At 37.2% G+C, this 25,929-nt stretch carries 19 protein-coding genes and 1 pseudogene; 11 read left to right on the top strand and 9 right to left on the bottom strand.

Going from position 1 to position 25,929, the window contains the following annotated elements:
• Positions 1–45 precede the first annotated feature (45 nt).
• Complete coding sequence (locus PLEUR7319_RS0109715) at positions 46–1,677, top strand: alpha-D-glucose phosphate-specific phosphoglucomutase (protein WP_019505027.1); 1,632 nt, start codon at positions 46–48, stop codon at positions 1,675–1,677.
• 6 nt (positions 1,678–1,683) lie between these two features.
• Here PLEUR7319_RS0109715 and PLEUR7319_RS43465 read toward each other — a convergent pair.
• A pseudogene (locus PLEUR7319_RS43465) lies at positions 1,684–1,908 on the bottom strand (RNA-guided endonuclease TnpB family protein); the annotation flags it as partial.
• A complete protein-coding gene (locus tag PLEUR7319_RS40610) occupies positions 1,878–1,988 on the bottom strand; it encodes a helix-turn-helix domain-containing protein (RefSeq protein ID WP_083892464.1) in 111 nt (36 codons plus the stop codon). The gene PLEUR7319_RS40610 and the pseudogene PLEUR7319_RS43465, both read right to left, overlap by 31 nt.
• A gap of 107 nt (positions 1,989–2,095) precedes the next feature.
• Here PLEUR7319_RS40610 and tnpA point away from each other — a divergent pair, with 107 nt between their 5' ends.
• A complete protein-coding gene (gene tnpA, locus PLEUR7319_RS0109705; protein WP_019505025.1) occupies positions 2,096–2,584 on the top strand; it encodes an IS200/IS605 family transposase in 489 nt (162 codons plus the stop codon).
• Positions 2,585–2,758: 174 nt separating this feature from the next.
• Here the strand turns inward: tnpA and PLEUR7319_RS37970 are convergent, their stop codons facing one another.
• Entirely contained in the window at positions 2,759–5,617 is a 2,859-nt protein-coding gene (locus PLEUR7319_RS37970; RefSeq protein WP_019505024.1) for an ATP-binding protein, read from the bottom strand.
• A gap of 136 nt (positions 5,618–5,753) precedes the next feature.
• Positions 5,754–6,995 (bottom strand): amidohydrolase family protein, encoded by a 1,242-nt coding sequence (locus PLEUR7319_RS0109695; protein WP_019505023.1) that lies wholly within the window; start codon positions 6,993–6,995, stop codon positions 5,754–5,756.
• Between the two features lie 204 nt (positions 6,996–7,199).
• Here PLEUR7319_RS0109695 and PLEUR7319_RS0109690 point away from each other — a divergent pair, with 204 nt between their 5' ends.
• The gene (locus PLEUR7319_RS0109690) at positions 7,200–8,468 is read left to right on the top strand and encodes an ABC transporter substrate-binding protein (protein ID WP_019505022.1); all 1,269 of its coding nucleotides are present in this window, start codon (positions 7,200–7,202) and stop codon (positions 8,466–8,468) included.
• Positions 8,469–8,528: 60 nt separating this feature from the next.
• On the opposite strand, the gene PLEUR7319_RS0109685 is transcribed toward PLEUR7319_RS0109690, so the two are convergent.
• Positions 8,529–10,229 carry a P-loop domain-containing protein gene (locus PLEUR7319_RS0109685; RefSeq protein WP_019505021.1) on the bottom strand — a complete coding sequence of 567 codons (1,701 nt, stop codon included), beginning with the start codon at positions 10,227–10,229 and terminating at the stop codon, positions 8,529–8,531.
• Positions 10,230–10,833: 604 nt separating this feature from the next.
• Between PLEUR7319_RS0109685 and PLEUR7319_RS0109680 the strand changes: the two genes are divergently transcribed.
• From PLEUR7319_RS0109680 to PLEUR7319_RS0109660, 5 genes are all read left to right on the top strand, one after another.
• Positions 10,834–11,055, top strand: coding sequence for a hypothetical protein (locus PLEUR7319_RS0109680; RefSeq protein ID WP_019505020.1), 222 nt, complete (start codon positions 10,834–10,836; stop codon positions 11,053–11,055).
• A 66-nt stretch (positions 11,056–11,121) separates the two neighbouring features.
• Entirely contained in the window at positions 11,122–11,355 is a 234-nt protein-coding gene (locus tag PLEUR7319_RS0109675) for a hypothetical protein (protein ID WP_019505019.1), read from the top strand.
• Positions 11,356–11,416: 61 nt separating this feature from the next.
• A complete protein-coding gene (locus tag PLEUR7319_RS0109670) occupies positions 11,417–11,638 on the top strand; it encodes a hypothetical protein (protein ID WP_019505018.1) in 222 nt (73 codons plus the stop codon).
• A 219-nt stretch (positions 11,639–11,857) separates the two neighbouring features.
• Complete coding sequence (locus PLEUR7319_RS0109665) at positions 11,858–12,142, top strand: hypothetical protein (protein ID WP_019505017.1); 285 nt, start codon at positions 11,858–11,860, stop codon at positions 12,140–12,142.
• Between the two features lie 195 nt (positions 12,143–12,337).
• On the top strand, positions 12,338–12,559 hold the full coding sequence (locus PLEUR7319_RS0109660) for a hypothetical protein (RefSeq protein WP_019505016.1): 222 nt from the start codon (positions 12,338–12,340) through the stop codon (positions 12,557–12,559).
• Positions 12,560–12,695: 136 nt separating this feature from the next.
• Here PLEUR7319_RS0109660 and PLEUR7319_RS0109655 read toward each other — a convergent pair whose 3' ends face one another.
• The 4 genes from PLEUR7319_RS0109655 to PLEUR7319_RS0109640 form a co-directional block, all read right to left on the bottom strand.
• Complete coding sequence (locus PLEUR7319_RS0109655; RefSeq protein WP_019505015.1) at positions 12,696–13,460, bottom strand: peptidylprolyl isomerase; 765 nt, start codon at positions 13,458–13,460, stop codon at positions 12,696–12,698.
• A 325-nt stretch (positions 13,461–13,785) separates the two neighbouring features.
• On the bottom strand, positions 13,786–15,777 hold the full coding sequence (locus PLEUR7319_RS0109650) for an HlyD family efflux transporter periplasmic adaptor subunit (RefSeq protein WP_019505014.1): 1,992 nt from the start codon (positions 15,775–15,777) through the stop codon (positions 13,786–13,788).
• Positions 15,778–15,815: 38 nt separating this feature from the next.
• A complete protein-coding gene (locus tag PLEUR7319_RS0109645) occupies positions 15,816–18,908 on the bottom strand; it encodes a peptidase domain-containing ABC transporter (protein ID WP_019505013.1) in 3,093 nt (1,030 codons plus the stop codon).
• A gap of 37 nt (positions 18,909–18,945) precedes the next feature.
• The gene (locus PLEUR7319_RS0109640) at positions 18,946–19,590 is read right to left on the bottom strand and encodes a helix-turn-helix domain-containing protein (protein WP_019505012.1); all 645 of its coding nucleotides are present in this window, start codon (positions 19,588–19,590) and stop codon (positions 18,946–18,948) included.
• Between the two features lie 1,217 nt (positions 19,591–20,807).
• Here PLEUR7319_RS0109640 and PLEUR7319_RS0109635 point away from each other — a divergent pair.
• From PLEUR7319_RS0109635 to PLEUR7319_RS0109625, 3 genes are all read left to right on the top strand, one after another.
• Positions 20,808–22,685 carry a DUF1822 family protein gene (locus tag PLEUR7319_RS0109635; RefSeq protein ID WP_019505011.1) on the top strand — a complete coding sequence of 626 codons (1,878 nt, stop codon included), beginning with the start codon at positions 20,808–20,810 and terminating at the stop codon, positions 22,683–22,685.
• A gap of 90 nt (positions 22,686–22,775) precedes the next feature.
• Positions 22,776–25,085: a CHASE2 domain-containing protein gene (locus tag PLEUR7319_RS0109630; protein ID WP_019505010.1), complete on the top strand. Its 2,310-nt coding sequence runs from the start codon at positions 22,776–22,778 to the stop codon at positions 25,083–25,085.
• A 26-nt stretch (positions 25,086–25,111) separates the two neighbouring features.
• Positions 25,112–25,927 carry a DUF928 domain-containing protein gene (locus PLEUR7319_RS0109625; RefSeq protein ID WP_019505009.1) on the top strand — a complete coding sequence of 272 codons (816 nt, stop codon included), beginning with the start codon at positions 25,112–25,114 and terminating at the stop codon, positions 25,925–25,927.
• Positions 25,928–25,929: the final 2 nt, after the last annotated feature.

Here is a 25,929-nt window from a genome sequence, read left to right as displayed (position 1 = left end):
AGTTTAAATCAACTGTTATTAAAGCTCTATTTTTGGGATATTTCTATGAACATACGTACTGTTTCCACAACTCCTTTTTCGGATCAAAAACCAGGAACATCAGGATTGCGTAAATCTGTCAAAGTTTTCCAAAAACCACACTATTTAGAAAACTTCGTTCAATCAATTTTTGATTCTTTAGAAGGCTGCGAGGGTCAAACCATAGTTTTGGGTGGCGATGGTCGTTATTACAATCGTGAAGCGATTCAAGTCATCATGAAAATGGCTGCTGCCAATGGTATCGGGAGAATTCTAGTTGGCAAAGGTGGAATTATGTCCACTCCTGCCGCCTCAGCAATTATTCGTCAGTATCAAGCGTTTGGAGGAATTGTACTCTCCGCGAGTCATAATCCTGGTGGTCCAGACGGAGACTTTGGAATTAAGTACAATATTACTAATGGTGGACCGGCACCAGAGAAAGTTACCGAGGCAATTTTTGCCCGTTCCCAAGTGATCGACAGCTATAAAATTTTAGAAGCAGACGATATTAACTTAGATAAGCTGACGGTGACGCGCTTAGGAGAAATGAGTGTAGAAGTTATCGATCCAGTAGAACCTTATGCACGTTTGATGGAGTCCTTGTTTGATTTTGACAAGATTCGTCAACTAGTCAAGAATGACTTTGCGATGTGTATTGATTCTATGCACGCCGTTACTGGTACTTATGCTAAAGATATCTTTGAAAAACGTTTGGGTGCAGCAGAGGGAACGGTACAGAATGGAGTTCCTTTAGAAGATTTTGGTGGCGGACATCCAGATCCTAACTTGGTTTATGCCCATGACTTAGTAGAGATCATGTTTGGTCAGAATGCCCCAGATTTTGGTGCTGCTTCCGATGGCGATGGCGATCGCAATATGATCTTGGGTAATAACTTTTTTGTTACTCCCAGTGATAGCTTAGCGGTACTAACAGCTAATGCCACTTTAGTACCAGGATATAAGGATGGTCTTGCTGGTGTTGCCCGTAGTATGCCTACCAGTGAAGCCGTAGATCGAGTAGCAGAAAAGCTGAATATTAGTTGCTATGAAACTCCAACAGGTTGGAAGTTCTTTGGTAACTTATTAGATGCGGACAAAGCTACTCTCTGTGGGGAAGAAAGCTTTGGTACTGGTTCCAATCATGTTCGTGAAAAAGATGGGTTATGGGCAGTATTATTTTGGTTAAATATTTTAGCTGTTCGGGGAGAATCTGTAGAGGCGATCGTCAAAGAACACTGGAAAACTTACGGACGCAATTTCTATTCTCGTCATGACTACGAAGAAGTAGATAAAGAACGGGCTACGCAACTAATGGAACGTTTGCGGGGTATGGTAAGTACAATGCCTGGTAAAAAGTTTGGCAACTATGAGGTCAAATATGCCGATGATTTTAGCTACCAAGATCCTGTAGATGGTAGCGTTAGCCAAAAACAAGGACTTCGCATCGGCTTTACCGATGGTTCACGAATTGTATTCCGTCTTTCTGGTACAGGTACCAAAGGAGCAACTCTGAGGGTATATATCGAAAGTTATGAACCTGATGCCAGTAAACACAACACAGAAACTCAGAAAGCTTTAAAACCTCTGATTGATCTGGCACAAGAGATTGCTCAAATCAAGGAATATACTCAACGCGATGAGCCTACCGTAATCACGTGACTTCTCCTACACTGAGGCTTCGCGTACAGGTGTAGGCTTCTGAAAACCTCGTAAGATAGTCAGAACTTCCTTTAGGGTACTATTAGTTGTAGAACTAGTTACAACCCGATTCCCCTTACAGCGTTTTATAGTGGGGTACAAGTCCAGCCCCACTCTCTTGATATTGATCCCAGCATTAATATCACGATCAATCAAGAGTTTTAATTCTTCATCCCAATACTCCCTGTACGATTGCGCTCCCACCAATCAAATCTTTCTCCTAGTTGACGGTTATACCAATAACGACAAATACGCAGCCAACTATTGAGCATTAATTTCTGCTCCGTAGTCGGTTTTACTTTGTACTGGTAGTTATAAAGCACAATCAGTGTTCATTTATGATATACACTGATAATAGCACAACTTGTCATTTCTATCGATGTACAAAGATTTTATCTCTAGAGGACGTTCTGTATCTGATATTAAAATCCACTTGGTTTTGACTACCAAATATAGACGTAAAGTATTTACTGCTCAAATGATTAACAGGCTTCATGAAATATTTGAATCTTTGCTAGACAAGTGGGATTGCAAAATAGTGGAATTTAATGGAGAAGAAGACCACGTTCATCTGCTTTTTCAATATCATCCAGAAATTCAATTGAGTAAGTTAGTTAATAGCCTCAAAAGTGTATCTAGCAGAAAATTAAGACAAGAGTTTTTACCAGAACTAGAAAAAACATACTATAAAAAGAAAGTAGTCTGGAACAGTAGTTATTTCTTAGCATCATGCGGAGGTGTAACCATTTCTACTTTGAAAAAGTATATAGAAAATCAAGATTCGCCCATTGTAAGTTTGTTACTGGCGATTCATCCCACGCTGATTGCTATTGTAATACAGGCGTGGAGCTTCTCGCAATCGAGCTAAAAAAAATCAACTTAAATCCCTTCTATCAAAAGAGTTTTAGAAATTAACAACAACAACTTGTTATCGAAAAAATTCAAGCGCAGTTCAAAAACCAGCCAGAAAAATCTGACAAAATTATTGATTCTTCCTGGTAATTTACTGTGTTGCATTCGTAGCGTGCGACATGTGTGTCAACTAAGTGCCAGCATTATATATCCACTCTAAGTTGAGATACTTGCCGATTAAATTAAGCAACTTTACATCATCAATTGGTTTGGTTAGAAAATCATCACAACCTACACTACGACTTTGCTTCTCTACTTGCTCAAAACTACTGGCAGAAATAGCAATAATGGGAATTTGTTCAAAATCAATTTTTTTCCTCAGTTCAGAAATTAGAGTAAAGCCAGTTCTAATGGGCATAAACAAATCAGTTAAAATCAGATCGGGTTTATTTTGCAAGGCAATTTCTAATGCCTGATGTCCATTTTTAGCAGTCATGACTTTAAAACCCAAAGGTTCGAGTAGGTCAACGAATAATAATCGACTTGTTAGTGTGTCATCTACAATCAAGATAGTCTTTTGACCACCTTGATATCCACTGACTTCGTCAACCGCTTCAGTTTCGATTTCTGAAGTTACTTTAATTTCAGGTAATACCACATCAAACCAAAATCTTGAACCTTCGTTTAGTTTGGTAGCAACCTTAAGTTTTCCACCCATCAAATCTATTAATTGTTGGCAAATTGCCAGTCCTAAACCAGTGCCAAATCCTCTCGCAGCTAATTCACCCGCCTGCTCAAAAGGCTGAAAAATATTGTTTAAATCTTGGTAAGCAATTCCCACTCCTGTATCGATCACGGCAAAACGCAAACTTACTTGCGATTGAGAATTACTATCGTTGGTTTGAATACGATCAATTTGACTAACTTCCAACGTAACTTGACCACGATCGGTAAACTTTATAGCATTATTGAGTAAGTTAAAAAGTATTTGTCTGAGTCTTTTCTCATCAACATAGATATTCACTGGTAAATCGCCTGAAGTTTCGCATTTAAACTCAATATTTTTGGCCGCTGCTTTAGTTTCACTACTCCAGACTATGTCTTGCAGAAAAGTCTCCAGATTAATTACAGAAGGATATAGTTGCGTTTTATTAGCTTGGGCTTTGGCAAAGTCGAGAATTTCATCAATCAAAGATAATAAATACTTACCACTTTGATTGATGATAGTGAGCCATTTAAATAAATTGGATTGATTATTAGGAAGAGTATTGGATTGAGCTAAATTTTTTTGAATCAGTTTACTATTACCAATAATGCTGTTGAGAGGCGTTTTTAAGTCATGACTTATATTGGCTAAAAATTGATCTTTTGCTTGGTTAGCTACTTCAGCTGTTTCTTTTGCCTGTTTTAACTCCTGGTTAGTTTGTTGAATCTGCTGAATATTCTGTTCTATTGTTTGAGACATTCCCTCAAAGTTGATTGCCAAAGCATTCATTTCTCTCACAGAACTCCGAGGCAATTCAATTGTTTCATTATGTAGGAGTTTGTCAGGAAGATTAGTCGAAAATTTCGCCAAATTCAAAATTGGTTTAACTAAGAGGCGACTGAGAAATTTAGCAATGATTATAGAACTTGAGCTAATCAGTAGCAAAAGAGCTAAACTTCTAATATAGAGCAACTGTAAATAATTAATGTAAGGTGCAGCAGGGGCTTCCATTACTAAAGTTAAAGGAATTTGTTCATTGATTGTCAAATCTTGACCATAAAAAGATTCTTTCCAACGAGCTATTAAAGGTTTTCCCTCGAGAGTAGGTAGCCAATGATAAACTCCATTCTCTTGATTGTCCGATTGTAGGTAACTAATTTCTCCTTCTTGACGACGATTTAAAATTTGTGGGGAATCGAGTTCCTCATGGGTATTGGCAATTAGAAGCTGGTTTGTATCGAGTAAAGAACTTTCTAAAGGCACAATGTAAGTTTCGGTTTCTAATAATTGCTTGATAAAATCGATGTTCAACTCAGCAATAATGTTGCCTACCCAACGATTATTCAAAATAATCGGCAAAGTTTGCAGGATTTTGGGCTTTGCAGTGCTGTTTTCCCCTTCTGAAGAACTTGGTAGTACAAATATTTCGGGTTTTCGAGGAATATCTAACTCAGTAAAGTCTGGATAGTTGGTGCTAGACTTATCTTGAAGCGTTGCTGCGGCAATTACCTCTAGCTTGTCGTTAATAATGTATATTTGACGAAACAGCGGCAAACTCCTAATTGCCAGTTCCATACTTTGTTGTGTCTGACCTAAAACTACAATTTGACTTTGGTTGCTAGTTGCTGCTAACCGTCGCAGAGCTTCTAAACCAGATTGATGCCATCTCAGTAAATCCGTTGAAAGGTTATGAGCCGAAGTTTCCAAATTGGCTATCAAGGTACTTTGTTCATGTTGGAGAGCAACTCGATTATCGATCGCCATCAACATTAGAGCCGGAATAAGAACAAAAGCCACCAAAAGGTTAAGTAAAATTTGCTCGAATAAAAAGGTTGCTCTTCTCGAAGGGCAATTTGACCAGCGATAAAGTGGTTTATAGGTCAGTATTAGACTGGCAATCAAAGCATTAAAAATGCCATTAACTGGTTGTTTAAGCACAATAATGGCAGTGGTAATTGTCCCAACTTGCAGAATCAAGCCATAAAACAACAAAGCTAAAGGTATTCCCAGCACCAACCAGAAAATCATGTCGACGAGCAATATATTTTGATTTCCTTGGCGTAATCTCCAAGCAACAAATAATGTTTCACAGGTAAAAATAATTAGAGCATAGGGATGTTGCCATAGTGTAATGGTGTAATAACCTGCGATTAGAGAGGCTATAGTTCCCCAGGAAATTCCATACAGTCTGACTACAATGAGAACGGCGATGCTGCCAAATAAAAAATCAACTCCAAACCCAAAGGGATAACTAAAATAATTACCTGCATATCCTGCCGCTATCAGAATAGCTAAAAGTACAGCAGAGGTATTGTGCCAAGTGGTTCGTAATTTATCAAACATACATGTCAGGATTTAACTGAGAAAAGCATTGATTTTTTCCATTTCTCATTCTGGACTGATCTGGTAATCTTTAAATTAACCTACGTATTATTACTCAATTACTTGAAAAATACAAATTAAATAAAATAGAAAAATTTCAAAATTTGATGTTTTCTCCGAAATTGATCACAGAGTGTCTTTGAGCAACTATTTTGCCCCGTTTGATTGTGGTTCTATTTATGGGAGCAGTGCCAATTACAGCCGAAATAGACTTGGCTTCTAGCAATACCAAATCGGCAATTTTTCCCACCTCAATTCCGTAATCTTCAATGCCGATCGCCTTCGCTGCTCTAGATGTTGCCATTTCCAGACAAAGTTGATGACTAGTAGTTGTACCTAATTGTAGAATCTGAGCCAGTAAAGTACAAATTTTTAGCAGATCGCCATCACCGAAAGGTGTAAATAAATTTTGCACGTTGTTAGTTGCTATTCCTACTGTAATTCCCGACTCTGCTAGCCGATGAATTGGTGCTACGCCACGTCTAGAGTTGTGAGTATCCTGTCGTGCCATCATGTAAAGATCCGTGGCGGGCAAAGCCAAAATGGCGATGCCAGCTTTTTTAAGCGAGGGAATAAAGGCCGCTAATTGTTTTGGAGTCAGTCCAGCTAATTTAGTCATGTGTCCTAGACATACTCGCTGCTGCCAATTGTGTTGGAGAGTTTCTTTAATGACTACAGGTAGTAATAAAGGTGCGTCATCATCCAGAAAATCGAGGTGAAAATCAACATCGCAGTTAAATTCCTGAGCAATCTTAAACACCTGGCGAATATTTTCTTCAGGATTAGGATCGACATAGGGAGCGGAACCGATAACATCTCCTCCCATTGACATTGCTTGTCTGAGCAAATCTACTGTACCTGACTGGTTGGTAATTCCTTCTTGAGCAAAAACGGCTAATTGTAAAGTAATGCCCCAAGCATATTCTTCCTTGAGAGGGAGCAAAGCTTCTAGTGACTTAAGTTGGAGAATGGGATCTACTTCGACATGAGTACGCATAGCGGTAGTGCCAAAGGCGATCGCTTGTTCAATTACTTTTCTGGCTCTAGTTTGAATATCGCTTACGGTGTACTCGCTTTTAGCTTGAAGAGTTTTTTGTAGTGCCTCGGTAAAAGTTCCTGCTTCGGCGGGATAGCGATCTAGCAACAATGCTTTATCGAGATGGATATGAGCATCTACTAATCCAGGAATTAGTAATTTTCCCTGAGCATCTAGTATTGGTTCGGTTATCTTGGCAGTAGAATTAGCAGCAGCAATTTCTGTTATGTAACCATTGGCGATCGCTATCTGCCAAGAACCTTTTCTATCTGGTAAAGTAACGTTGGTGATCTTAAGACTCATATTAAATCATGTCATTATTTGGATGGCTTTAACGATTATTTAGTTATTTTGGCGACCATACATGATATTTACTCATAGAGCGATGACGCACAGCGTAGCAACCAAGACAATCGTGAAGCCTGGACAGAGTCCAATCGTGTTTTGGGTGTTGTCTTAGACAATCGCTTGGGAACGAGCATAATATTTATCGGAGCAAGAATACAAATGACTGGTAAAAATTTAAGCAGACGGCACTTAATCAAAGGAGTTAGCTACTTCGCTACGGGAATGGCTATTGCTCAGTTAGCAAGCTGTACATCTGGAGATCAAGTTGCTGAAACCGGAACTACTGCAACTAATTCTCCATCAGACGTTGAAGGTCAAGAAGCTGGTCGAGAACCTGTCAAACTAGGTTTAGTAGCTGCTCTGACGGGAAAATCTGCCCTTTCGGGAGAAGCGATTACTCGGGGTTTAACCGTCGCTCTTGATGAGGTAAACACAGCAGGAGGAGTATTAGACGGTAGAACTTTAGAATTAGTTCGTCGTGATGACGAATCAAACCCCGCCAAAGGGGTTGCTGCTGCCAGAGAATTAATCGAACAAGAAGATGTTGCCGTAGTTTTTGGCGGACTTGACTCCCCCGTATCTCTGGCAATGCTTCCTGTCTTTCACGAATTAGAAACTCCTTATATGGGAGTTTGGGCTGCAGCTACAGGCATTACTCGTAATGATTTTGAGCCTAACTATGCTTTTCGCGTTTCGGCGAATGATAATTTAGTAGACAAATTTTTACTCCGGCACGCCCGAGAAAAATATAATGTCAGCCAAGTAGGTTTGATGTTAATTAACAATCCTTGGGGAGAATCCAATCAACAAGGATTTGAAGAGTGGGCAGGTGAATACAACATTGAAATTACTGGTGTAGAGAAATTCAACGAAGAAGATAACGATGTCACAGCCCAGCTAACTCGATTGAAGAATTCTGGTGCCGAAGCTTTGATGTTAGTTGCCAATGCTGCACCCGCAGCTCAAGTGATGCGATCGCTAACCCGAATTAATTGGGATGTACCGATTATTTCCCATTGGGGTATTTCTGGAGGGCGTTTTCCCGAGTTAGCGGGAGATATCGCTAATAAAGTGGAATTTGTACAAACCTATAGTTTTTTCGATACACAATCAGAAGTTGGGCAAAAGGTTCTGGACCAATTAAATAATAAATTCCAGCTTAAAGATCCCAGTGATATTCTCGCTCCCGTTGGTACTGCTAACGCTTTTGATGCTCTAATGCTAACTGCTAAAGCGATCGAGACAGCAGGCTCAACTGATGGCCCAGAAATTCGAGCAGCTTTGCTCAATTTGCCTCAATATAAAGGCTTGATCAAAACTTACGATCAACCTTTTACGACAGACAACTATGACGCTCTCAACGAAGACGACTACATTATGGTACGTTGGTCAGGTAATAAAATCGTTCCAGTTAAAGAAAAAGGTTAGATTTTTCAAGTTCTGAGATCCTTGAACTCCGAACTTCTAACTCCGAACTCCGAACTCAAGTTATTTAACTTGTAAACTTCTCAATCTATTTAAAGCGGCGGCTAGTTCAAACCGACGAAATAAGGCTAAATCTCCTTGAGGGAAATTGGTGATAATGTCTAATCCATGTTGAGTAATATCCTGAGTGACCAGATCTAAGATCTCGCCAATAGTTAGTGATTGATTCATATATTTCGCTTTGGCATAAACAATTGCTAAAGCGATCGCTTTTAACTGTCCTGTATCGACTATTTGTTCTACTGCCGATAGATCGATATCTTCTGTACCAAAAGCAATTTCATCTACTCCCCGAGATTTTAATTTGACCTCTTTTTTCCCTCGACTGGGATTAATGCTATCTCTTAACGGTATTCTGGGAGTAATTTGACCAAAACTGCTCCCTCCTTCGGCATTTCTATCGGTAACATATTGTTTGGCGATCGCCTTTGCTCTAGCTGTAACATCTTTAGGTAAATAGTTCTCTAAGGCAATTACTCGATCAGCAACATCAAAATAATCTCCACTGCCTCCCATAACTAAAATGGTTGATACGCCATAATCATCATAAAGCTGATGCACTTTATCGATAAACGGGGTGATTGGTTCTTTGTCTTTGGCAATTAAAGCCTGCATACGGCGATCTCGAATAGTAAAGTTAGTCGCCGAAGTATCTTCATCTATCAGTAATAGTCTGGCTCCTGCTTCTAATGCCTCAATTATATTTGCTGCTTGGGAAGTACTGCCACTGGCGTTAGTGGTGGAAAAATGATTAGTAGCACGCCCTTGAGGTAAATGATTAATAAATGGAGATATATCTACCCCCGCAATACTACGTCCATCTTCTGCTCGAATTTTTACTCCCAAAGGATTTGCTACTACATATTCTCTTCCATCTCCAGGGATATGATTGTACACTCCCAGTTCAATTGCTTTGAGTAGTGTTGACTTGCCATGATATCCACCACCAACAATTAAAGTTATACCTGCGGGAATGCCCATTCCAGTGATTTTCCCTCGATTGGGACAAGCAAATTCTACTTCTAATGCTGGTGGTGACTGAAACGGAATTGCATCTATCAATGGACGAGAATCAATACCACTACGACGGGGTAAAATTGCCCCGTTGGGAATAAACGCCACTAGTTCTTTAGTTGACAATTGCTGACGTAACCAGTCGGCATCTTCGACAGTTTCTATATGCCGTTGTATAGCGATCGCGTTTTGAGATTTATACAATAAGGATGACATGATAATTTGGGGCAGATCTTCACATAGCATTGCCGCAGCTTGACGACCGAGAATTCTCCTTCCTCTGGCAGGTAATCCCACCACGAAACGTACTTCTATTCTTTCTGTATCAATCAGTACCGCATTTCCTTCCAAAACTTCTTGATTTAAGGTAGCGATCGCTATTAAGCCGCTTTTTCCCGTACCTCGATGGGAACTCATCTGATTGGCTATTTGGGCAAACTGACGTGCAAGATAGTCTCTTAATGCTATTTCTCTACTTAGAGATTGATATAGTTGCGTTGGGAAATCGGCTATTGCCTGAGGAATTATGACTCGCAATTGACTGGGGGTAGCAAAAGGATCTCCCTGCACATAATCAATGATTAGAGTGAAATCTTCAAATTGATAACTTCCTTTGATCTCTTTATATGCTTTGTAGCTGGAGTTATCTAGATTGAGAAGAGTGGAATTTAATTGATGGTGATCGCTCATATTTCTTTGAGTACCAGCAAATACTAGCAATAGGTTATCAAGTTCGGTTGACAAGGGATTATGTTCATATTTCTTAGTAAAAACTTAGTTTTTAAGTACTAGTTTAAAAGCTATTTTGAGCAAAAATCACCTGATATTTACTCTTATTTGAGCATTAAAGACGCTTAATTGCTTTTTATATGACTTAACGCTTTTTATATGACTTAACAAAAAACTATTTTTTTGTATTTTTCTTAACTACAAAAAACAAGATTTAGCTAATTACCTATTTTAAGTATCAAAAAAATTAGTTTTATAGCAATTTTATTTTTTTAAAAAAATTCAAGATATTAGTTATAAGATAGCCAAAACTACAAATTAATAGGAACAAAAGAAGTAACTAACATAAAATATATATTTAATATTGTTTCTTATTAAGCTTTTTTGAAAATAATTAATAAAATCTAAAAAGAGGACTTAACTCTGATACTTGTGTCTATTTAAGATCGTCAAAAGTATTGTTTTTCGAAATCTAGTGTTGCACAATAAAACTATCGAGAAAAAACAAGAAACTTTTTAAATCTCGAAAATCAATTAAATATTTTCCTAACTTTAGGTGAAGTAAATGTCTAAAATTCAAATTACCGAGTTGAATAAAATTGCTTCTGAATTCAATCTTTTGAATACTCAAGAAACTACTGAAGTTATAGGTGGATACCGCGATAAATATGCAACTATCTATCAAAGTAACTACAACGATACACTTCAATTTGCATCTGGTGGCTACTATAGCAGTAGCAATAGTAATTACACTTCTCAAAGTAATTACGCTAGTGTTTATCAATAATTTCAACAAGCTTATTAGCTTTAGTGAAAAAGATTGTATCGTAACTTAGTTTTCTGGAGAAAAAAAATGTCTAAAATTCAAATTGATAAACTCAACGTAACTGCTTCTGGATTCAATACCTTAAGTGATCGAGAATGTAGTGAAGTTATAGGTGGATACTATGATAAGTATGTTGATATCTATCAACAAAATGTCAACTCTACTATACAACTAGCAGAAGGTGGCTACAGCTATTACTATAGTGGTTCTAACAATAGCAATTCAACTAGCCAATATAATTCCGCTCGTGTCTACCAATAAGATTAGTAGATTTTTTTTGATTGAAAGGAATACATCAATATTTAGTTTTTGGAGAAAAAAAATGTCTAAAATTCAAATCAAAGAACTCAACCGAACTACTTCTGAATTTGATGCATTAAATGAGCAACAAACTAATAAGGTTGTTGGTGGGTACTTTGATAAATCTGCTTATATTTCACAATTCAACTACAATTCAACTTTGCAAATAGCAGATAGCTACTACGGTAGTGCCAGCAATTACAATAGCACTTATCAAGATAATTCAGCTAGTGTCTACCAATAATACTAATCTGATTATTCAGTAATGCCAACAAATATTAATCATTAGTGTAATAAATTTTTTGGTAATTATTGTAGGAAATATTACTATTCTGCTCATTCTAATATATTTATACTTAGTTGAGCAGAATAGATAATTTGTCTAGATATTTTCTAGCTTCGTAAATGGTTAAAAATACACCATAAATATAGTATCAAACTCGAGTTTAAATAAGAGTTAAAAATGACTAAACTTCGACTTACAAAATTAAACTCCTTTTCTTCTGATTTTAAGAAGCTAAACGAAGCTGAAGCTTCAGAAATTGTTGGTGGAACCTCTTATCTGTATCGCTCTAGTGTTCTGGGGTTTAGTGCTTATATCTCTTCAAGATTTAATGTCAATGTTACAGATATTGAGCAAAATAATGAAAACGAAACTATTCAGATTACTATTGGCAATCAAAAATATAGTTTCACCGATCAATCTAACGGTACTAGTCAGCATAACTTTGTTTTTGTTGCTCAGTAAAGAGCAAACTAGCAATTCTTATTGTTACTGTTAATAGACTTGTATTTAAGATTTTTATTGACAGTAACGAAAAAATACTAAAATTGAAAGATTTCATATATGGCAAATATATTGCCACATATATATCTTAATTTGTGATTTATTTGGCTTATAGAAAAAACAATAGCTTCTGAGAAATAGTAGCGAGGAAAAGAAATGTCTAAAATTCAAATTGCTGAACTACAAGAATTAAATTCTGAATTAAGCTTATTAAGCGATCGCGAAACTGGTACTGTTATCGGTGGTCATCGAAAAAGATATTTCAATTTTGAATTCACAAATATTGTTCAGATCAACAACAATGTTAATGTGCAAGTATCCTTTGGTGGTGATAACTTTAATGTCTCTGTCTTAAGCAACGATGCTGGAGCATCCTAAGGCTAAAATAATCAAAACTTGTTATTCAGAAAGTTGACATTTATATTTATCAACTATTTTGCCGAGTTAAACTCTTAGATAAATGAAATGCTCAACAAGTTATATGGGGCGTAAAGTTACTTAGGCTGTTTAAATTTTATTGAATTAGAACATTTTGCTTGTTTTCACTAAACTCCGTAACTATTTGAACTTCTTCTAGCTGTTGTTGTAGCCACTCGGAGAATAAAGTTGACATAATTTGATTTTGTAACTCTTCATCTAACCGGGGTCGAATGATCTCTTCAACTAAGATGAGATGAACTCCCATAGATGTAATTATTGGTTTCAATAGTTGAGGAGGGGAAGCTGCAAATACGGCGGCAGATATTTCAGGTTTCAGGTTTTGTCGTTGCAGTACTCCACAATACCCCCCTGAGCGACGGCGAACAGGATTAGATTCATATCTTCTAGAAATTTCTTGGAAACTCACTTCCCCTTCTTGAAGAGCGCAGAATAATTCGATCGCCAGATCTTCATCGTCTAATATCAGTTCGTACATCGCTACCCCCGTATAGTCGAGCTGATTTTGATAGAAAAAGGATTCAACGCGATCGCTAAAAAGATGTTGAACCAGTTTTTTCGTCAGTGTATCAGTGTGGATCAAAGCTTCAAAATCATCCATAGATAAATGATTGCTTTCTAACCACTGCCATGTAGCTTCGATATTGTTTAAATTTTGAGTTAAACGGAAATCATCAGCTGCTTGCTGAAGTTCTTCATCATTAACAATAATGCCTAACTCAGCCGCTTTAGATTCAATAATTTGACAGGTAGCTACTCCCTCTACAATACGATCTAGCTGCCGAGAAAGTTTGAGATGATTAACAATAGCTGTTTGATTAATTTTTAAAGTTTGTTTCATGGTTATTTATATAGTTTCTCTATTATTTGCACCACAGAATGACCTCTAATCATTAGTTCAGAAATATGATTAAAGTTGGAGCAGAAATGACGATCTTGACTTGCTTTAGATCATCTATACAAATGGTTGATTGCCTAATTTATGTTTCACTTGATATACGATCTGCAGTTACGTTTTGGGATTGTTAAGTAACTGAGAGTAAATTATTTGTTCAATATAAATAGTTATAATAGTTTTTACTTGAGTATTTTATCACGTTAATTTGGAGCAACAAGAGTGTTTTCTTCTGCCTAAGTTCTGATTAGATTGGGAATTTACATCGAGATTATAGTTTCATGCCATCCTGTTGTAATTTCTTAAAGGGATCGATAAAAAAGTCAATTACGCGACGTTGACGGATAATTATTTCAGCCGTAGCAGTTTGACCAGGGGTCAAGGTTATACGCTTGCCTTCATCCCAAACATAGGGTTGAGCTAATTCTATTTCTAGCTCATAACTTTCCCGATCGCCTTGAGGAGTTTCGGTTACTTTTGAGTCTGGTGATACAGAAATTAATGTGCCTTCGGTAACACCGTAATCCTGGAAAGGATAAGCATCAAATTTAATTTTGACAGGCATTCCCTGCTGGAGAAATCCACTATCTGCAGGAGGAATTTGTGCGCGCAAAACCAGAGCAGAGTCTTGTGGTGCAATTTCGATCATTCTCTCTCCTGGTTGAACTACTGCTCCTCTGCCTCTAGCAGGGATATGAAAAACCATCCCGTCAATGGGAGCAATTAGTTCTCGTTGTTTTAATTGAAATTGTCTAGATTGTAGCTGCTTATTAGTCTGAGCAATTTCGCTAGTTAGACTAGTAATCTGAGATTGTAACTCTTGGAGCTGTTCTTCTGTTTTGAGCTTTTCTAACTTGCTGGAGGCTATCAAAGTTTGGTCACTACGTTTTTGTTCTTCGAATCGCAGAGAGGCTTGTTTAATTTCTGCTTTTGATTTCTTAATTAGATTTTGGTAACTATTTTGCTGCTCTTTGAGTCGAGACTTGGCTTGTTCTACGGTCGAACTTGCTTGAGCTAACCGTTCTTGATTTTCTTTAGCTTGTTGTTGGACGTCTAAAAAACGATCTTGAGCAATTACTCCTTCTCTATAGGCTGCTTGATAACGTCTAGTTTTTTCCTGGGCACCTAACATGGCTAATTCTGCCTCTTTACGCGCCGCTATACTGGAATTTATTTCCTGTTTTGCCTGTTCAATCTGTGCCAGTTTTTCTCCTGTTTGAGATTCGTAAAGGGCTTTGAGGGTATCAAGATTTTGCCGTGCTTGAGCTAGCTGAGATTGCTTTTCTAAAAGTCTGGCCTGGTTTTCATCTTCTTTAGTATTTAGCGTAATTCGGGCCTGATTGTACATTAGTTCTAGTTGGCTCAACCTTTGCTGAAGTCCGAATCGTTTGTCTTGTAATTCTTCTAGTTCTGAATTAACTATTTCAGAGGCTAATTCAGCTAAAATCGCACCTTTTTTGACTTTATCACCTTCTTTAACTGTGATTGCTTCTATTTTTCCCGCTACGGGAGCATCTAAATGAATAACTTTATCTTTTGGTTCTAGTCTGCCACGGGCGGTTCCTGTCTGATCGACCTTGGTCAGAATTGACCAAGGCAAAATAATTCCTGTCCCAATTATGAGGAAATATAGTAAGCCCCTTGTCCAAACCCGGGGTAGTGAATCTAAGAGATCTTTGGTTGCTGCGGACCAATCTTCTCGCTCTTCTACGGTTTCAAATGTTACTGTACCGGGTGAATGAACTATTGCTGAATTATTGTCAATATGATTGTTATCGCTAGAAGTTGTTGGTTCAACAGAATTATCCCGATTGAAAAGTTCTGGTGTCGTATCTCTTGAACTGATATTGTTGATAGTATTAAGAACTTTTTTAGTTTCTTCAGAGTAAGAATTTTTATATAAAATTCCTTGCGCCCCCAGGCTAAGCGCTTTGTTGATCTGATCTGATTGATGGTTATTGGTAAAAATTACAATTTTAATCTGGGGGAAATTATGGCTGATTTTTTTGATTAAGGCACAGCCATCAATTTCTGGTAGATCGACATCAACGATCGCCACATTAGGATCATAGCTTTGGATGGCGACAAAGGTTTCCAATTCGTCACTAACCGTTGCCACAATTGACATATTTGGTTCGAGCTTGAGTTGGCATTTGAGGAGTTCGCTACTTAGGTTTTGCTGATCGATAATTAAGATGCGAATTTTGGGTCTAACTCTGCCATTAGCAAGAGCTAAAGCTGATTCTGGTTGGGAATATGACATGAGCTTAAATAGATTTGGTTTTAATCTGATTATTAGAATTACTGAGACACTGCTAGTTGTTGCTGGTTGAGGTAGAAGTAATGTCCTTTTTTGCTCATTAAACCGTCGTGAGTACCTTTTTCTACCAAAACACCCTGATCCAGTACTAAAATCATGTCTGCTTGTCGAATTGTGGAAAGACGGTGAGCGATGATAATTGTTGTACGATCTTTGATGATAGTTTTGAGGTTATTTTGAATTATTCGTTCTGATTCAGCATCCAAACTGCTGGTCGCCTCATCTAAAATCAGCAAACGGGGATTACCTAATAGGGCACGAGCGATCGCCAAACGTTGACATTGTCCTCCTGAGAGTGTGCCACCTCTTTCCCCTACAAGGGTTTCGTATTTAAGGGGGAGTTTTTGAATAAACTCATCAGCACCTGCCTGTTCTGCTGCTTCTCTAATTTCTTCGAGGGTAGCTTCAGGATGTTTAACACTGATGTTTTCGCGAATTGTGCCTCCAAAGAGAAAGTTTGCCTGATCTACTACCCCTACCTGTCGACGTAAGGATGAAGGAGAGACATTTGCTAGATCGTGACCATCGACGAGTACTTTTCCTGCTGTCGGTGGGTACAATGCCAAAATCAGCTTGGCAATAGTTGTTTTGCCAGAACCACTGCGACCAACAATCGCTACAGTTTTTCCAGGCTGAACTTCAAAGTTCAGATTTTCGATAACATTGGCTCGATCGTCGGGATGATAACGAAAGCTGACTTCTTGAAACTGAAGATGTCCTGCAATAGTAGGCAAAGACTGACGGGGATTGGTCTGCCAATCTTCTTCGGGTTCTGCTTCCAAAACATCATTAATTCGCTCTACGGAGATAATTACTTCTTGGATTTGATTCCATAACACCGCTAAGCGTTGAAAAGGACTAATCACGTTGCCTAGTAACATATTAAAAGCAATTAATTGTCCAATAGTTAATTCGTCTTGAATTACCTGCCAAGCTCCAAACCACAATACTGAAGTGGTTGCAATAACTTGAATTGTGGAACTAATTACCTGAACTTTATTACCAATTATTTGTCCGCTAAAACCTTTTTTTACTGCCTTATTCAGAAACTCTTCCCAACGCCAGCGTACTCGATGTTCCACTGCCATCGATTTGACGGTAGCAATTCCTGAAAAGGCTTCAATCACATAGCTTTGCTCTTTTGCTGAAGCGGTAAAGATATCTCGCGAAATTTTTTGTAGAAATGGTGTCGCAACTAAAGCCAAGATAAAGAATGGCGGTACAATAACCAATGCCAACAGAGCCATCTTCCAGCTATACCAAAACATTAAACCGACATAGACAAAGATGGTTAAAAAATCAAGAAAGATCGATAATGCTTCCCCGGTTAAAAAGTTTTGGATCTTTTGATTTTCTTGTAAACGAGCAACAATATCTCCTACATAGCGGGATTCAAAAAAGCTAAGAGGAAGCTTGAAACTGTGCCTTACAAAACCGACGATTAGAGAAACGTTTACTTTTTGAGATACATGATCTAAAAGATATTGACGTAATCCTGTAATTGCTACTCTAAATAGACCGAAAATTAGTAATCCCATACCTACAGCCATCAAAGTAAGATTACTGCGCTGGACTACTACTCGATCTAATAATAGCTGGGTTAACAGAGGAGTAACCAAACCAAAAATTTGAATCGTAATTGAAGCGATTAAAACCTCTAAAAGCACTAGAGAGTGTGGTTTGAGTAACTCTAAAAATCGCCAGATCGGAAAAGTGGATTCTCTTCCCTCCTCTAGCCAAGTGGTCGGCTCTAATAAAAGAGCATAACCAGTCCACCCGGCTTGAAATTCTCGATGAGTTAAAACCCTTGGTCCCATCCCTGGATCGCCAACGATAACTTTCTTATTCGTGATTTCATAGACCACAATATAGTGATTGTTATCCCAGTGAGCGATCGCCGGTAATTTTTGTTGCTCCAAACGATCTAAAGTGGCTTTAACAGGACGGGTTACAAAACCAATAGTCTCGGCTGCTGAAGCTAAACCTCTGAGGGTAGAGCCGTTACGGTTAACATTAGCTAAATCTCGTAGTCGATTAAGACTATAATTTTTTCCCCAATACTGTCCAATCATAATCAGGCATGCTGCACCACAGTCACTTACACTCTGTTGTGCATAGTAGGGATAACGTTGGGTGAGTCTTTGCCATAAATGTCCAACTCGCTGTCTTGGGGAAGGGAAATATGCTCGTCGTTCCTTATGGGATGGTTTATTTTCCTGAGAGATAGTATTTGGTAAGTCGATCGCCTGAACTGGTTTTACCTTGATAGGTGATAAGGCATTATTTGACAGTACTGTATCTTGAGAAGTTGCTAAAATTTCTGATTCTGAAGAATGTAATGGCGATGAATGTAGTTGGACGGCATCACGGTCTTCATAACTCAGACTATACAATTCAGTAGGTAGATCAACTTGCCAGGATTTTTGAGACTCAGATTGCTGAGGAAAGTAGATGGTACCTGAGGTCAATTTCTGACTATTCTCATTTTCTAATTCCCCCTTTCTAAGCAGCCAGAAAAACTGTTTCGACGATGATGAAGATATTAATTGCCCCTGATTTAGATCGTGACGTTGCAATAAAGGAATTACAGATTTTAGTTTATCTACCGAAATACTCTTAAATTCGCCAGACTGGCGACATAGTAAAAGTAAGTCTTGAAATAGTGCTTGTTGTTTTAGATGTTCTTCTAAATGAGGATCGTCTTTAATCAGCGTTTGTATTAAAGAGCCAGGAATAAATGCTAGCCTCAATCTAAAAGAAGCTCGGGCAAGATAAGGGCAAAAAGATTCTTGAGGAAATAATGTCAGTTCGCCAAAAGATGTTCCCTCTTCTGAGGAAGTTAGCAATTGACCATAGACGTCAAATAATCTAACTTTTCCTGTCAAAATTAAATAAATACCTGGAATTGACTGGTTTGATTGCCAGAATTGTTTTCCCGTAGAAGGTTCAACTAGTTTGATTACCGGCAAATACTGTTCTAGTTCGGATAGAGATAGAGATCTGGCAAATGTCTTTTCTAATTGTTGTTGAAGGCGTTTTTTAAATACCGATTGAGATAGTAAATCAATATACATGATTAGGATCAAACAACATTATTTATTAATTGGCTATTTATGTGAGTTGAAAAGGACTAAAACTAGCGATCTGAGCTGGTTTACTCCCCTTGAGATTGCCTATAATAATGTTGGAATTTTGTGATTTTAATGAATTTAATTCCTGGAAATGGTGTATTGATGAACTATCCATATCTACATCTAATCGCGATCGACGCGTTGATAATCCCATCTTTTTTAATAAGCGATTAACGTGGCGTTCGCTTACTTGTATGCCAAGCTCCTCAGCTAGATGCTTACTTAACCAATATGCTGTCCAACGGTTAAATGCATAGCCGAAATCTTGAGGATTTTGACTGACTAGTTCTTGTAATCGATTGAGATATCTTTCATTAACGGTCTTGGGTCTACCTATGGGTAATTCTTGCCACTTGTGAGCATCTCCCGCTTGAGCCACACGAGTCCAATATCGGGCTGTTTCATGAGAACAGTTTAAAGTAGCACAAATTTTAGTTTGAGAGCATCCTCGATCTGCTAGCAACATGATTTCAATTCGCCGACGATACTCTGGGCGTAGATTTGTCTGCAATTTTTCTTGAAGTAACTTTTTTTGAAAAGGAGATAGTAATCGCTTATGAATATTTATTTTAGGTTGCGAATAGTCGCTCTGAGAATCTCTTGATTGAGACAGTTCATTAAACATGACGTGAATTTTTCCTCAAACAATTCAACTTGAAAGAATAAAAAAATATAAATTAATTGCAAAGTTGATTTTGATACTTCTCTTAGTTCAGCAGAGAAAATCCCTAGCTGATTAGAATTCAATATATTTGAAGAGCTATAAAGTTACCTGATGTCACATTCGTAGGCGATTAAATAGCTTTGAATCACAATGAGAGATTAAGCTATTGATAGGAAATGTAAGTTATCATACTTTTTGTTTCTTTGTTCAAGAATATGATATCTTTGTCACCTAATTCGTTTCATTTTTCATCAATTTAGATAATCAGAAAATGATTTCGAACTGCGACTATTCAAATTTATTGAATTACCTTAAAATTTCGGGCTTACAGGTTGTTTTAAAAGCAGTATAATTCTATCAACAATTACGAATATTGTTGTGTACGTGGTAGTGTCTTTGATCATACTCAAAAAGTATTATCAGTTTACTCATATTTTAGGCAATCAACTATATTTGCCAATATTAGTAGCAAATATACACAGAAGATCGAGTAAGTTATTTAGTTTTATCTTAATAAGATTGACAGAAATTCATTTTGTTCTATACGGGAAAATATTCCATATTTTACGCAGATTAATTAGAAACTAAAAATTTGATGGTGTAATCGCCTCTAACTTAAAAGTATTTTTTAGTGATACTAGTTTTTTTTACTTCATAATAGCTACTTATCTATATGTTTGTTAAGCTCATTTATCCACTCTAGTTATTTTTAAAGTTAGAAAAAAAATTTGAGAAACTTGTGAGGGTAATTAGATTTTTTCGGCTAAATTGATATTACAATCTTGATTATCTAAATTACATTTTTTTTGTTATCTAAATTACATTTTTTTTGTTATCTTGGTTAATATTAGTTGAGATAACGTGATTTTCTGCTTGGGGCAGCGATAGTCTGTTCATTGGTCACAAGTTGAGCTTGTAAACTAGCGTCAACGGGAATAAAGAAGAAAAACTAAAAATTAAAATTCAGTCAATTCGTTTTGCCTCAAAATCATATCTATATATTCCGGTTGATTGAGAAAACATGAAACATTTCATCAGTCAATATTACTATCCCCAAAAACTCATTTCACAAAGTATCATACGATCTCCATAAGTAGTATGCAGTATTTTGAAATATAAATCAACAATACAATGTATGTAATAATAAAGGTAAGGCATACATAAACTATTTTTCCTCAATGAATCTAGACGTAGATACGGCTTTGAAGATGGTTGATAAAGCGGTAAATCAACATTTAGGTAGGGGTTTAAATCCTCCTGAAGAAGCTGTGATTAGAGGTACTTGGCAAAAAATTGGCTATAAAGAGATGGAAAATACCACTGAGTTTAGCCGCAACTATCTTATGCGCGATGTTGCCCCCAAATTATGGAAATTACTGTCTCACGTGTTTGGTAAGCCAGTAAACAAGCATAATTTTCGCTCCGTGCTAGAAAACTTGCCCGTAAATCAAGAGTATATAGAGGTGAGGAAAAATCAAATTATTACCGATCGCCTGGCACCAAACCCAAACAATACAGAAACATACTTATCAGAGCTTTGGCAAGAAATAGCTGAGGGAAGTTTTATTGGTAGAGAGACAGAACTCAATACTTTAAAACAATGGATATTAGAAGATAGATTACAATTAATATCGGTGTTGGGCATAAATGGTATTGGTAAAACATCTTTATGTCAGCAATTTACTCGCCTGTATGGCGATCAATTTGATTGTGTAGTTTGGCAGTCTCTTGCTTCACACCTAGCTATAACAGAATTAATTTCTCAGTTAAACCGAAAAGTAGCATACCTTTTATCAAAAGAGCGTGATTGTCATGGGCAGCAATTAGAACATCTATTAGCTGTAATGAGCGAAAAACGTTGCTTAATTGTTTTAGATGGTCTCGAAACACTTTTACAGAAAGGTACTACCAACAGAGAATATCTGTCAGAATATGTCAACTATCAGCAGTTTTTCTATAAAATTGCTACTTTATCTCATCAAAGTTGCGTCCTAGTCACAAGTGTCGAAAATCCTAAAAATAACCTGGCTTTGGAAACAGCAACATCTTTAGTTCGTTCACTACTACTTTCAGGTTTAACCATCGAAGATGCAGGTTTATTTTTAGGAATATCTATTACGGATGAACCAAACTGGAATCATCTAATCGAAAAATATCAGGGACACCCTCTAGCCTTAAAAATTATCCAAAAAACGATTAAAGATATTTTTAATGACAATGTCAACGAGTTTTTAGCCCAAAAAATCTTTATTTTTGGCGAAATTGAGGATATGTTGGCTCATACTTTAGGGAGGTTGTCTTCTATAGAGCTAGAGATTCTTTACTGCTTGGCAGTTGAAACTAAACCTCTTTCGATCAATCAAATTCGAAATAATATTAATTTAACTATTGATAAAGCGGACTTATTAAACAGTTTGGTCTCCCTGGAAAGACGAGGATTGCTGGAAACTTTACAAATCAAAGAACAGTCTTTATTTACTCTCGGTGCCATGATTCATGCTTATCTTAGCAAGAAGCTAATCGAGCGAGCTACTTCTACATCTTTCTCCTACTCATCAGAGCGAAATTTCACCTCTAAAGAAGATTTTATTGACTTAAGTGTTCCAGCAAATACTCAACAAGCTAATTTGAGTAAATGGCAACAAGGTGATTTTGAAACTGATTGGCAATCGATTGAAAAGCTATTACTAAATACCCAAAAACTTTCTGAGCGGTTAAGAGGTACTTATTATTTGCAGCCTGATATGTCTATCAAACGTTGTAAAGCAATTAAGCTAGGGTCTGAGTCAGTAGTGTTATTAGTAGAAATTAAGCCCGATTCTCAGGGATATTTATCAATTCGCGTTCAAGTATATCCTCCACCAGCAAAAAGTACACTACCTGCTAATCTGAAATTGAGCTTAATTAATGATTCAGGTGATTTTTTACGAGAAGTCATCTCTCGTAGGGAGGATAATTTTATTCAGCTTCCTCTAATTAGGGGAAAAGCTCCAGAAAAATTTACGATTGGTTTAGCAATGAATGATTTATTCATTCAAGAAAATTTTATGATGTAACAACATACTTTAGCTCCTTTAATAGGCATAAAATCCATACAAAATAATTGTAAAAACTTTTAGAGACATACTTAGAAAGTCAATGATTCAATGAATAAAGCTACGATATGTTTTGGTAAAGGCTCTTTAGAGCAAGGTTTTCCTATAGTTACAATGCAATTGTGGGATCGAAACAGCCAATTAATTACCAAGCAGCAGAGTAGCTTAACTGCCAATCCACAATTATCGCAACTTTATCATCAATGGCGATCGCTTTATCTGACATATTATCTTGATTTTCAGCAGTCAATGCGAGTTGAAATTGTCGAAGCAGATGAAAGACCCTTGAATTTTTCCTATTTAGAATTTCAGCAAGTATGTCAACAGCTGTCTGAGCAATTTAATATATGGCTCAACAATTTATCTTTTGCAGATATTCGCTGGCATTTAGGTATAAATCTCAGTCCCTTGGAAGAGCTCCAGATAATTATTGAAACAGATGATGAACAAATAAGACAACTGCCCTGGAATCTATGGAACTTTTTGGCTGACTATCCCCTAGCTGAGGTGGCTTTAAGCCTTCCTGTATATAAACAAGTATCATTAAACAATAATCATCATTCATTTCCAGTTAAAGTATTAGGAGTAATTGGTAATCCCATAGATAATGAACTCAATACAGATAAACTAATTCTGGAAAAAACTCTTAATACTAAAATCGAGTTTTTAATTCAACCAACACAATCGGAATTAAAAGAAAAATTACGGCAATATAACTGGGATATATTTTATTTTGCCGGGCACAGTTCATCGGGGGGAAGAACAGGAAACCTACTACTCAATCAAGAGCAAAAACTTAATAGTATTAACCTTTCAGAGTTAGAGCCTGCTCTAGAATACAGTATTAGACAAGGGTTAAAGTTAGCCATATTTAATTCCTGTGATGGTTTGGGATTAGCTTGGAATTTAGCAAAATTAAACATTCCTCAAGCTATTGTCATGAGCCAACCAGTAACTGATAACGTAGCACAGAAATTTCTCAGACATTTTTTAGTCGCGATAGCTGAGGGAGAGTCAACTTGCTTAGCAGTAAGACAAGCAAGAGATAAATTAAAAGACATAGAAGAAGAATATCCTTGTGCTAGTTGGGTACCAATTCTTTGTCAAAATCCAGCAGCATCAACTTCAATTGGGCAATATTTCCCTGAACAATCTCATTCTGTTCGATGGTCACTATCAAAGATTAGAAATAATTTCGCGATCGCTTTGTCAATTTCAGCTCTCACGATTGGCACTAGCTCATTAGGATTGTGGCAGGGAATGGAACTTAAAATCTATGACTGGCTAGTGGGAATGCTACCTCATCATCAAGCCGTGGACGATCGCTTTTTGTTGATTACCGTAGATGAAGCTGATATTCAATATCAAGATCGACAGGGAATGAATCGAAAAGGTTCTTTAGGAGATGAAGCATTAGAAAGAGCACTAACCAAGCTATTACCATATCAACCTAAGGTGATTGCATTAGATATTTATCATGATTCTCCTTTTGAACCTAAACTAAGGCAAAAATTATCCCAAACTAACTTTATAGCTGCCTGCGAAATTGGTAAAACTCCAGCCCATACCTACAGTGTTCCTGCTCCTCCTAACATTGCTCCAGAGCAAATAGGATTTACTGATTTTCCCCTCGATCCAGATAATATTATTCGTCGTCAGCTTCTATTTATGGACTCTACAATATCTTGCCCTACAGATAGTTCTCTTAGTTTACGAATAGCATTAGAGTATCTTACTCAAACAAAAAATATTTCCTTAGAATTTACCGCTAAGGAAGAAGTTAAAATTGATGGGGTTACTTTTCCTCGGTTATCTCACAACGCAGGAGGATACCAGCTACCCTATTCAGAAGCTCTAGGGTATCAAGTATTGCTGAATTATTCTGTTGCTGAATTTCCTGAAATCAGCTTGAGAGATTTTTTAGAAGAAGGAATAGATTCACAGCTTGCTGATTTAGCACAAGACAAAATTATTTTAATTGGTGTTGGTAATAGTTCTAAGGACACTCATTTAATTCCTCAACAACAAAAGTCGTCAACTTCCAAAGTATCGGGAGTTACTATTCATGCTCATATAGTAGGTAGCATTATCAACGCTGTCGAGGGAAAAAATACTACCGTAGTCTGGTGGTGGACACAAGCACAAGAATATTTCTGGATAATTATTTGGTCTGGAGTAGGAGTAGGAGTAATTATCTATTCAAATTCAAAACAGCAATTAATTCTTAGTTTGCTACTATCCTTAAGTATTCTGACTGGATTTACCATACTTTTGTTTTACCAAGGAGGATGGATTCCTCTGGTTCCGCCTGTTATTGCTTTAGCTACTACATCTATTTTTATCAAGCATTTCAATGTTTAATTCTTGGCGACCATAATTTATTCAAGATGTTTATTTCGCTTATAATCAAAAATTTTTACTGGTTGATATTTTTCAGTTTAATTTGGGGGAACCTTTCTCTTGGTCGTCGTTCTCTGGCTCAAATTAATATTGACCGACAAGAGCAAAAATCTCAATTGTCTCTAGAAACTTTTGCCCAAAAAACACAAAACGATCGCCGATGGGGTAGACCGCCAACTAGAACTTCTGGGGGTACTCGAGGTGCTTGCAAAAGACAACTAATTGCCCTCTTACCGGGTAGAGATATGCTTGAGAATAATAGGTGTCAGGGAGAATCTTTTTCTTTTATGACAGCTACTTTGGTAGCAAATCCTACTATCTGGATCCATGTACCACCGTCTTTAACTTCTCAACTAAGTGAGTTAGTCATACTCGATCCTCAGCAGCGTCTTTTAGCATTAAAGTCAGTAAACTTACCAGCAACAGAAGGCATAGTCGGTTTAGCCGTTGATTTTCCTTTAAAAGTCAATCAAGGATATCGCTGGCAGTTATCAGCTGTGGTAGATCCGCAAAGTCCTGCTCAAAATCCTACAGTTGAAGGTTTAATTATCAGAATTCCCTCTAACATCAATTTAACCAAGCAAGTTGCAGCAGCCAAATCTCAATTAGAAATAGCTCGTTTATATGGTCAGAAAGGGATTTGGCAAGATAGTCTAACTTCTTTAGCTAAACTTCGTTGCGCTCGTCCCCAAGATAGAATGGTAAATAATGATTGGTCGAATTTATTAGATGTAGGTGGCTTAAAAGCGATCGCTTCAGATCCTATAGTTAATTGTCAAGATATTAATCTCAGCAACAACTGAAT

This window comes from Pleurocapsa sp. PCC 7319 (assembly GCF_000332195.1).
Lineage (GTDB): Bacteria > Cyanobacteriota > Cyanobacteriia > Cyanobacteriales > Xenococcaceae > Waterburya.
Note: the sequence above shows the minus strand (reverse complement) of the source record. Positions and strands in the feature narration are given on the sequence as shown.

Bases quoted from the DNA above. Each gene is read 5' to 3' on its own strand.
- PLEUR7319_RS0109715 (WP_019505027.1), top strand. From the start codon at position 46: ATGAACATACGTACTGTTTCCACAACTCCTTTTTCGGATCAAAAACCA.
- PLEUR7319_RS40610 (WP_083892464.1), bottom strand. From the start codon at position 1,988: ATGCTCAATAGTTGGCTGCGTATTTGTCGTTATTGGTATAACCGTCAA.
- tnpA (WP_019505025.1), top strand. From the start codon at position 2,096: ATGTACAAAGATTTTATCTCTAGAGGACGTTCTGTATCTGATATTAAA.
- PLEUR7319_RS37970 (WP_019505024.1), bottom strand. From the start codon at position 5,617: ATGTTTGATAAATTACGAACCACTTGGCACAATACCTCTGCTGTACTT.
- PLEUR7319_RS0109695 (WP_019505023.1), bottom strand. From the start codon at position 6,995: ATGAGTCTTAAGATCACCAACGTTACTTTACCAGATAGAAAAGGTTCT.
- PLEUR7319_RS0109690 (WP_019505022.1), top strand. From the start codon at position 7,200: ATGACTGGTAAAAATTTAAGCAGACGGCACTTAATCAAAGGAGTTAGC.
- PLEUR7319_RS0109685 (WP_019505021.1), bottom strand. From the start codon at position 10,229: ATGAGCGATCACCATCAATTAAATTCCACTCTTCTCAATCTAGATAAC.
- PLEUR7319_RS0109680 (WP_019505020.1), top strand. From the start codon at position 10,834: ATGTCTAAAATTCAAATTACCGAGTTGAATAAAATTGCTTCTGAATTC.
- PLEUR7319_RS0109675 (WP_019505019.1), top strand. From the start codon at position 11,122: ATGTCTAAAATTCAAATTGATAAACTCAACGTAACTGCTTCTGGATTC.
- PLEUR7319_RS0109670 (WP_019505018.1), top strand. From the start codon at position 11,417: ATGTCTAAAATTCAAATCAAAGAACTCAACCGAACTACTTCTGAATTT.
- PLEUR7319_RS0109665 (WP_019505017.1), top strand. From the start codon at position 11,858: ATGACTAAACTTCGACTTACAAAATTAAACTCCTTTTCTTCTGATTTT.
- PLEUR7319_RS0109660 (WP_019505016.1), top strand. From the start codon at position 12,338: ATGTCTAAAATTCAAATTGCTGAACTACAAGAATTAAATTCTGAATTA.
- PLEUR7319_RS0109655 (WP_019505015.1), bottom strand. From the start codon at position 13,460: ATGAAACAAACTTTAAAAATTAATCAAACAGCTATTGTTAATCATCTC.
- PLEUR7319_RS0109650 (WP_019505014.1), bottom strand. From the start codon at position 15,777: ATGTCATATTCCCAACCAGAATCAGCTTTAGCTCTTGCTAATGGCAGA.
- PLEUR7319_RS0109645 (WP_019505013.1), bottom strand. From the start codon at position 18,908: ATGTATATTGATTTACTATCTCAATCGGTATTTAAAAAACGCCTTCAA.
- PLEUR7319_RS0109640 (WP_019505012.1), bottom strand. From the start codon at position 19,590: ATGTTTAATGAACTGTCTCAATCAAGAGATTCTCAGAGCGACTATTCG.
- PLEUR7319_RS0109635 (WP_019505011.1), top strand. From the start codon at position 20,808: ATGAATCTAGACGTAGATACGGCTTTGAAGATGGTTGATAAAGCGGTA.
- PLEUR7319_RS0109630 (WP_019505010.1), top strand. From the start codon at position 22,776: ATGAATAAAGCTACGATATGTTTTGGTAAAGGCTCTTTAGAGCAAGGT.
- PLEUR7319_RS0109625 (WP_019505009.1), top strand. From the start codon at position 25,112: ATGTTTATTTCGCTTATAATCAAAAATTTTTACTGGTTGATATTTTTC.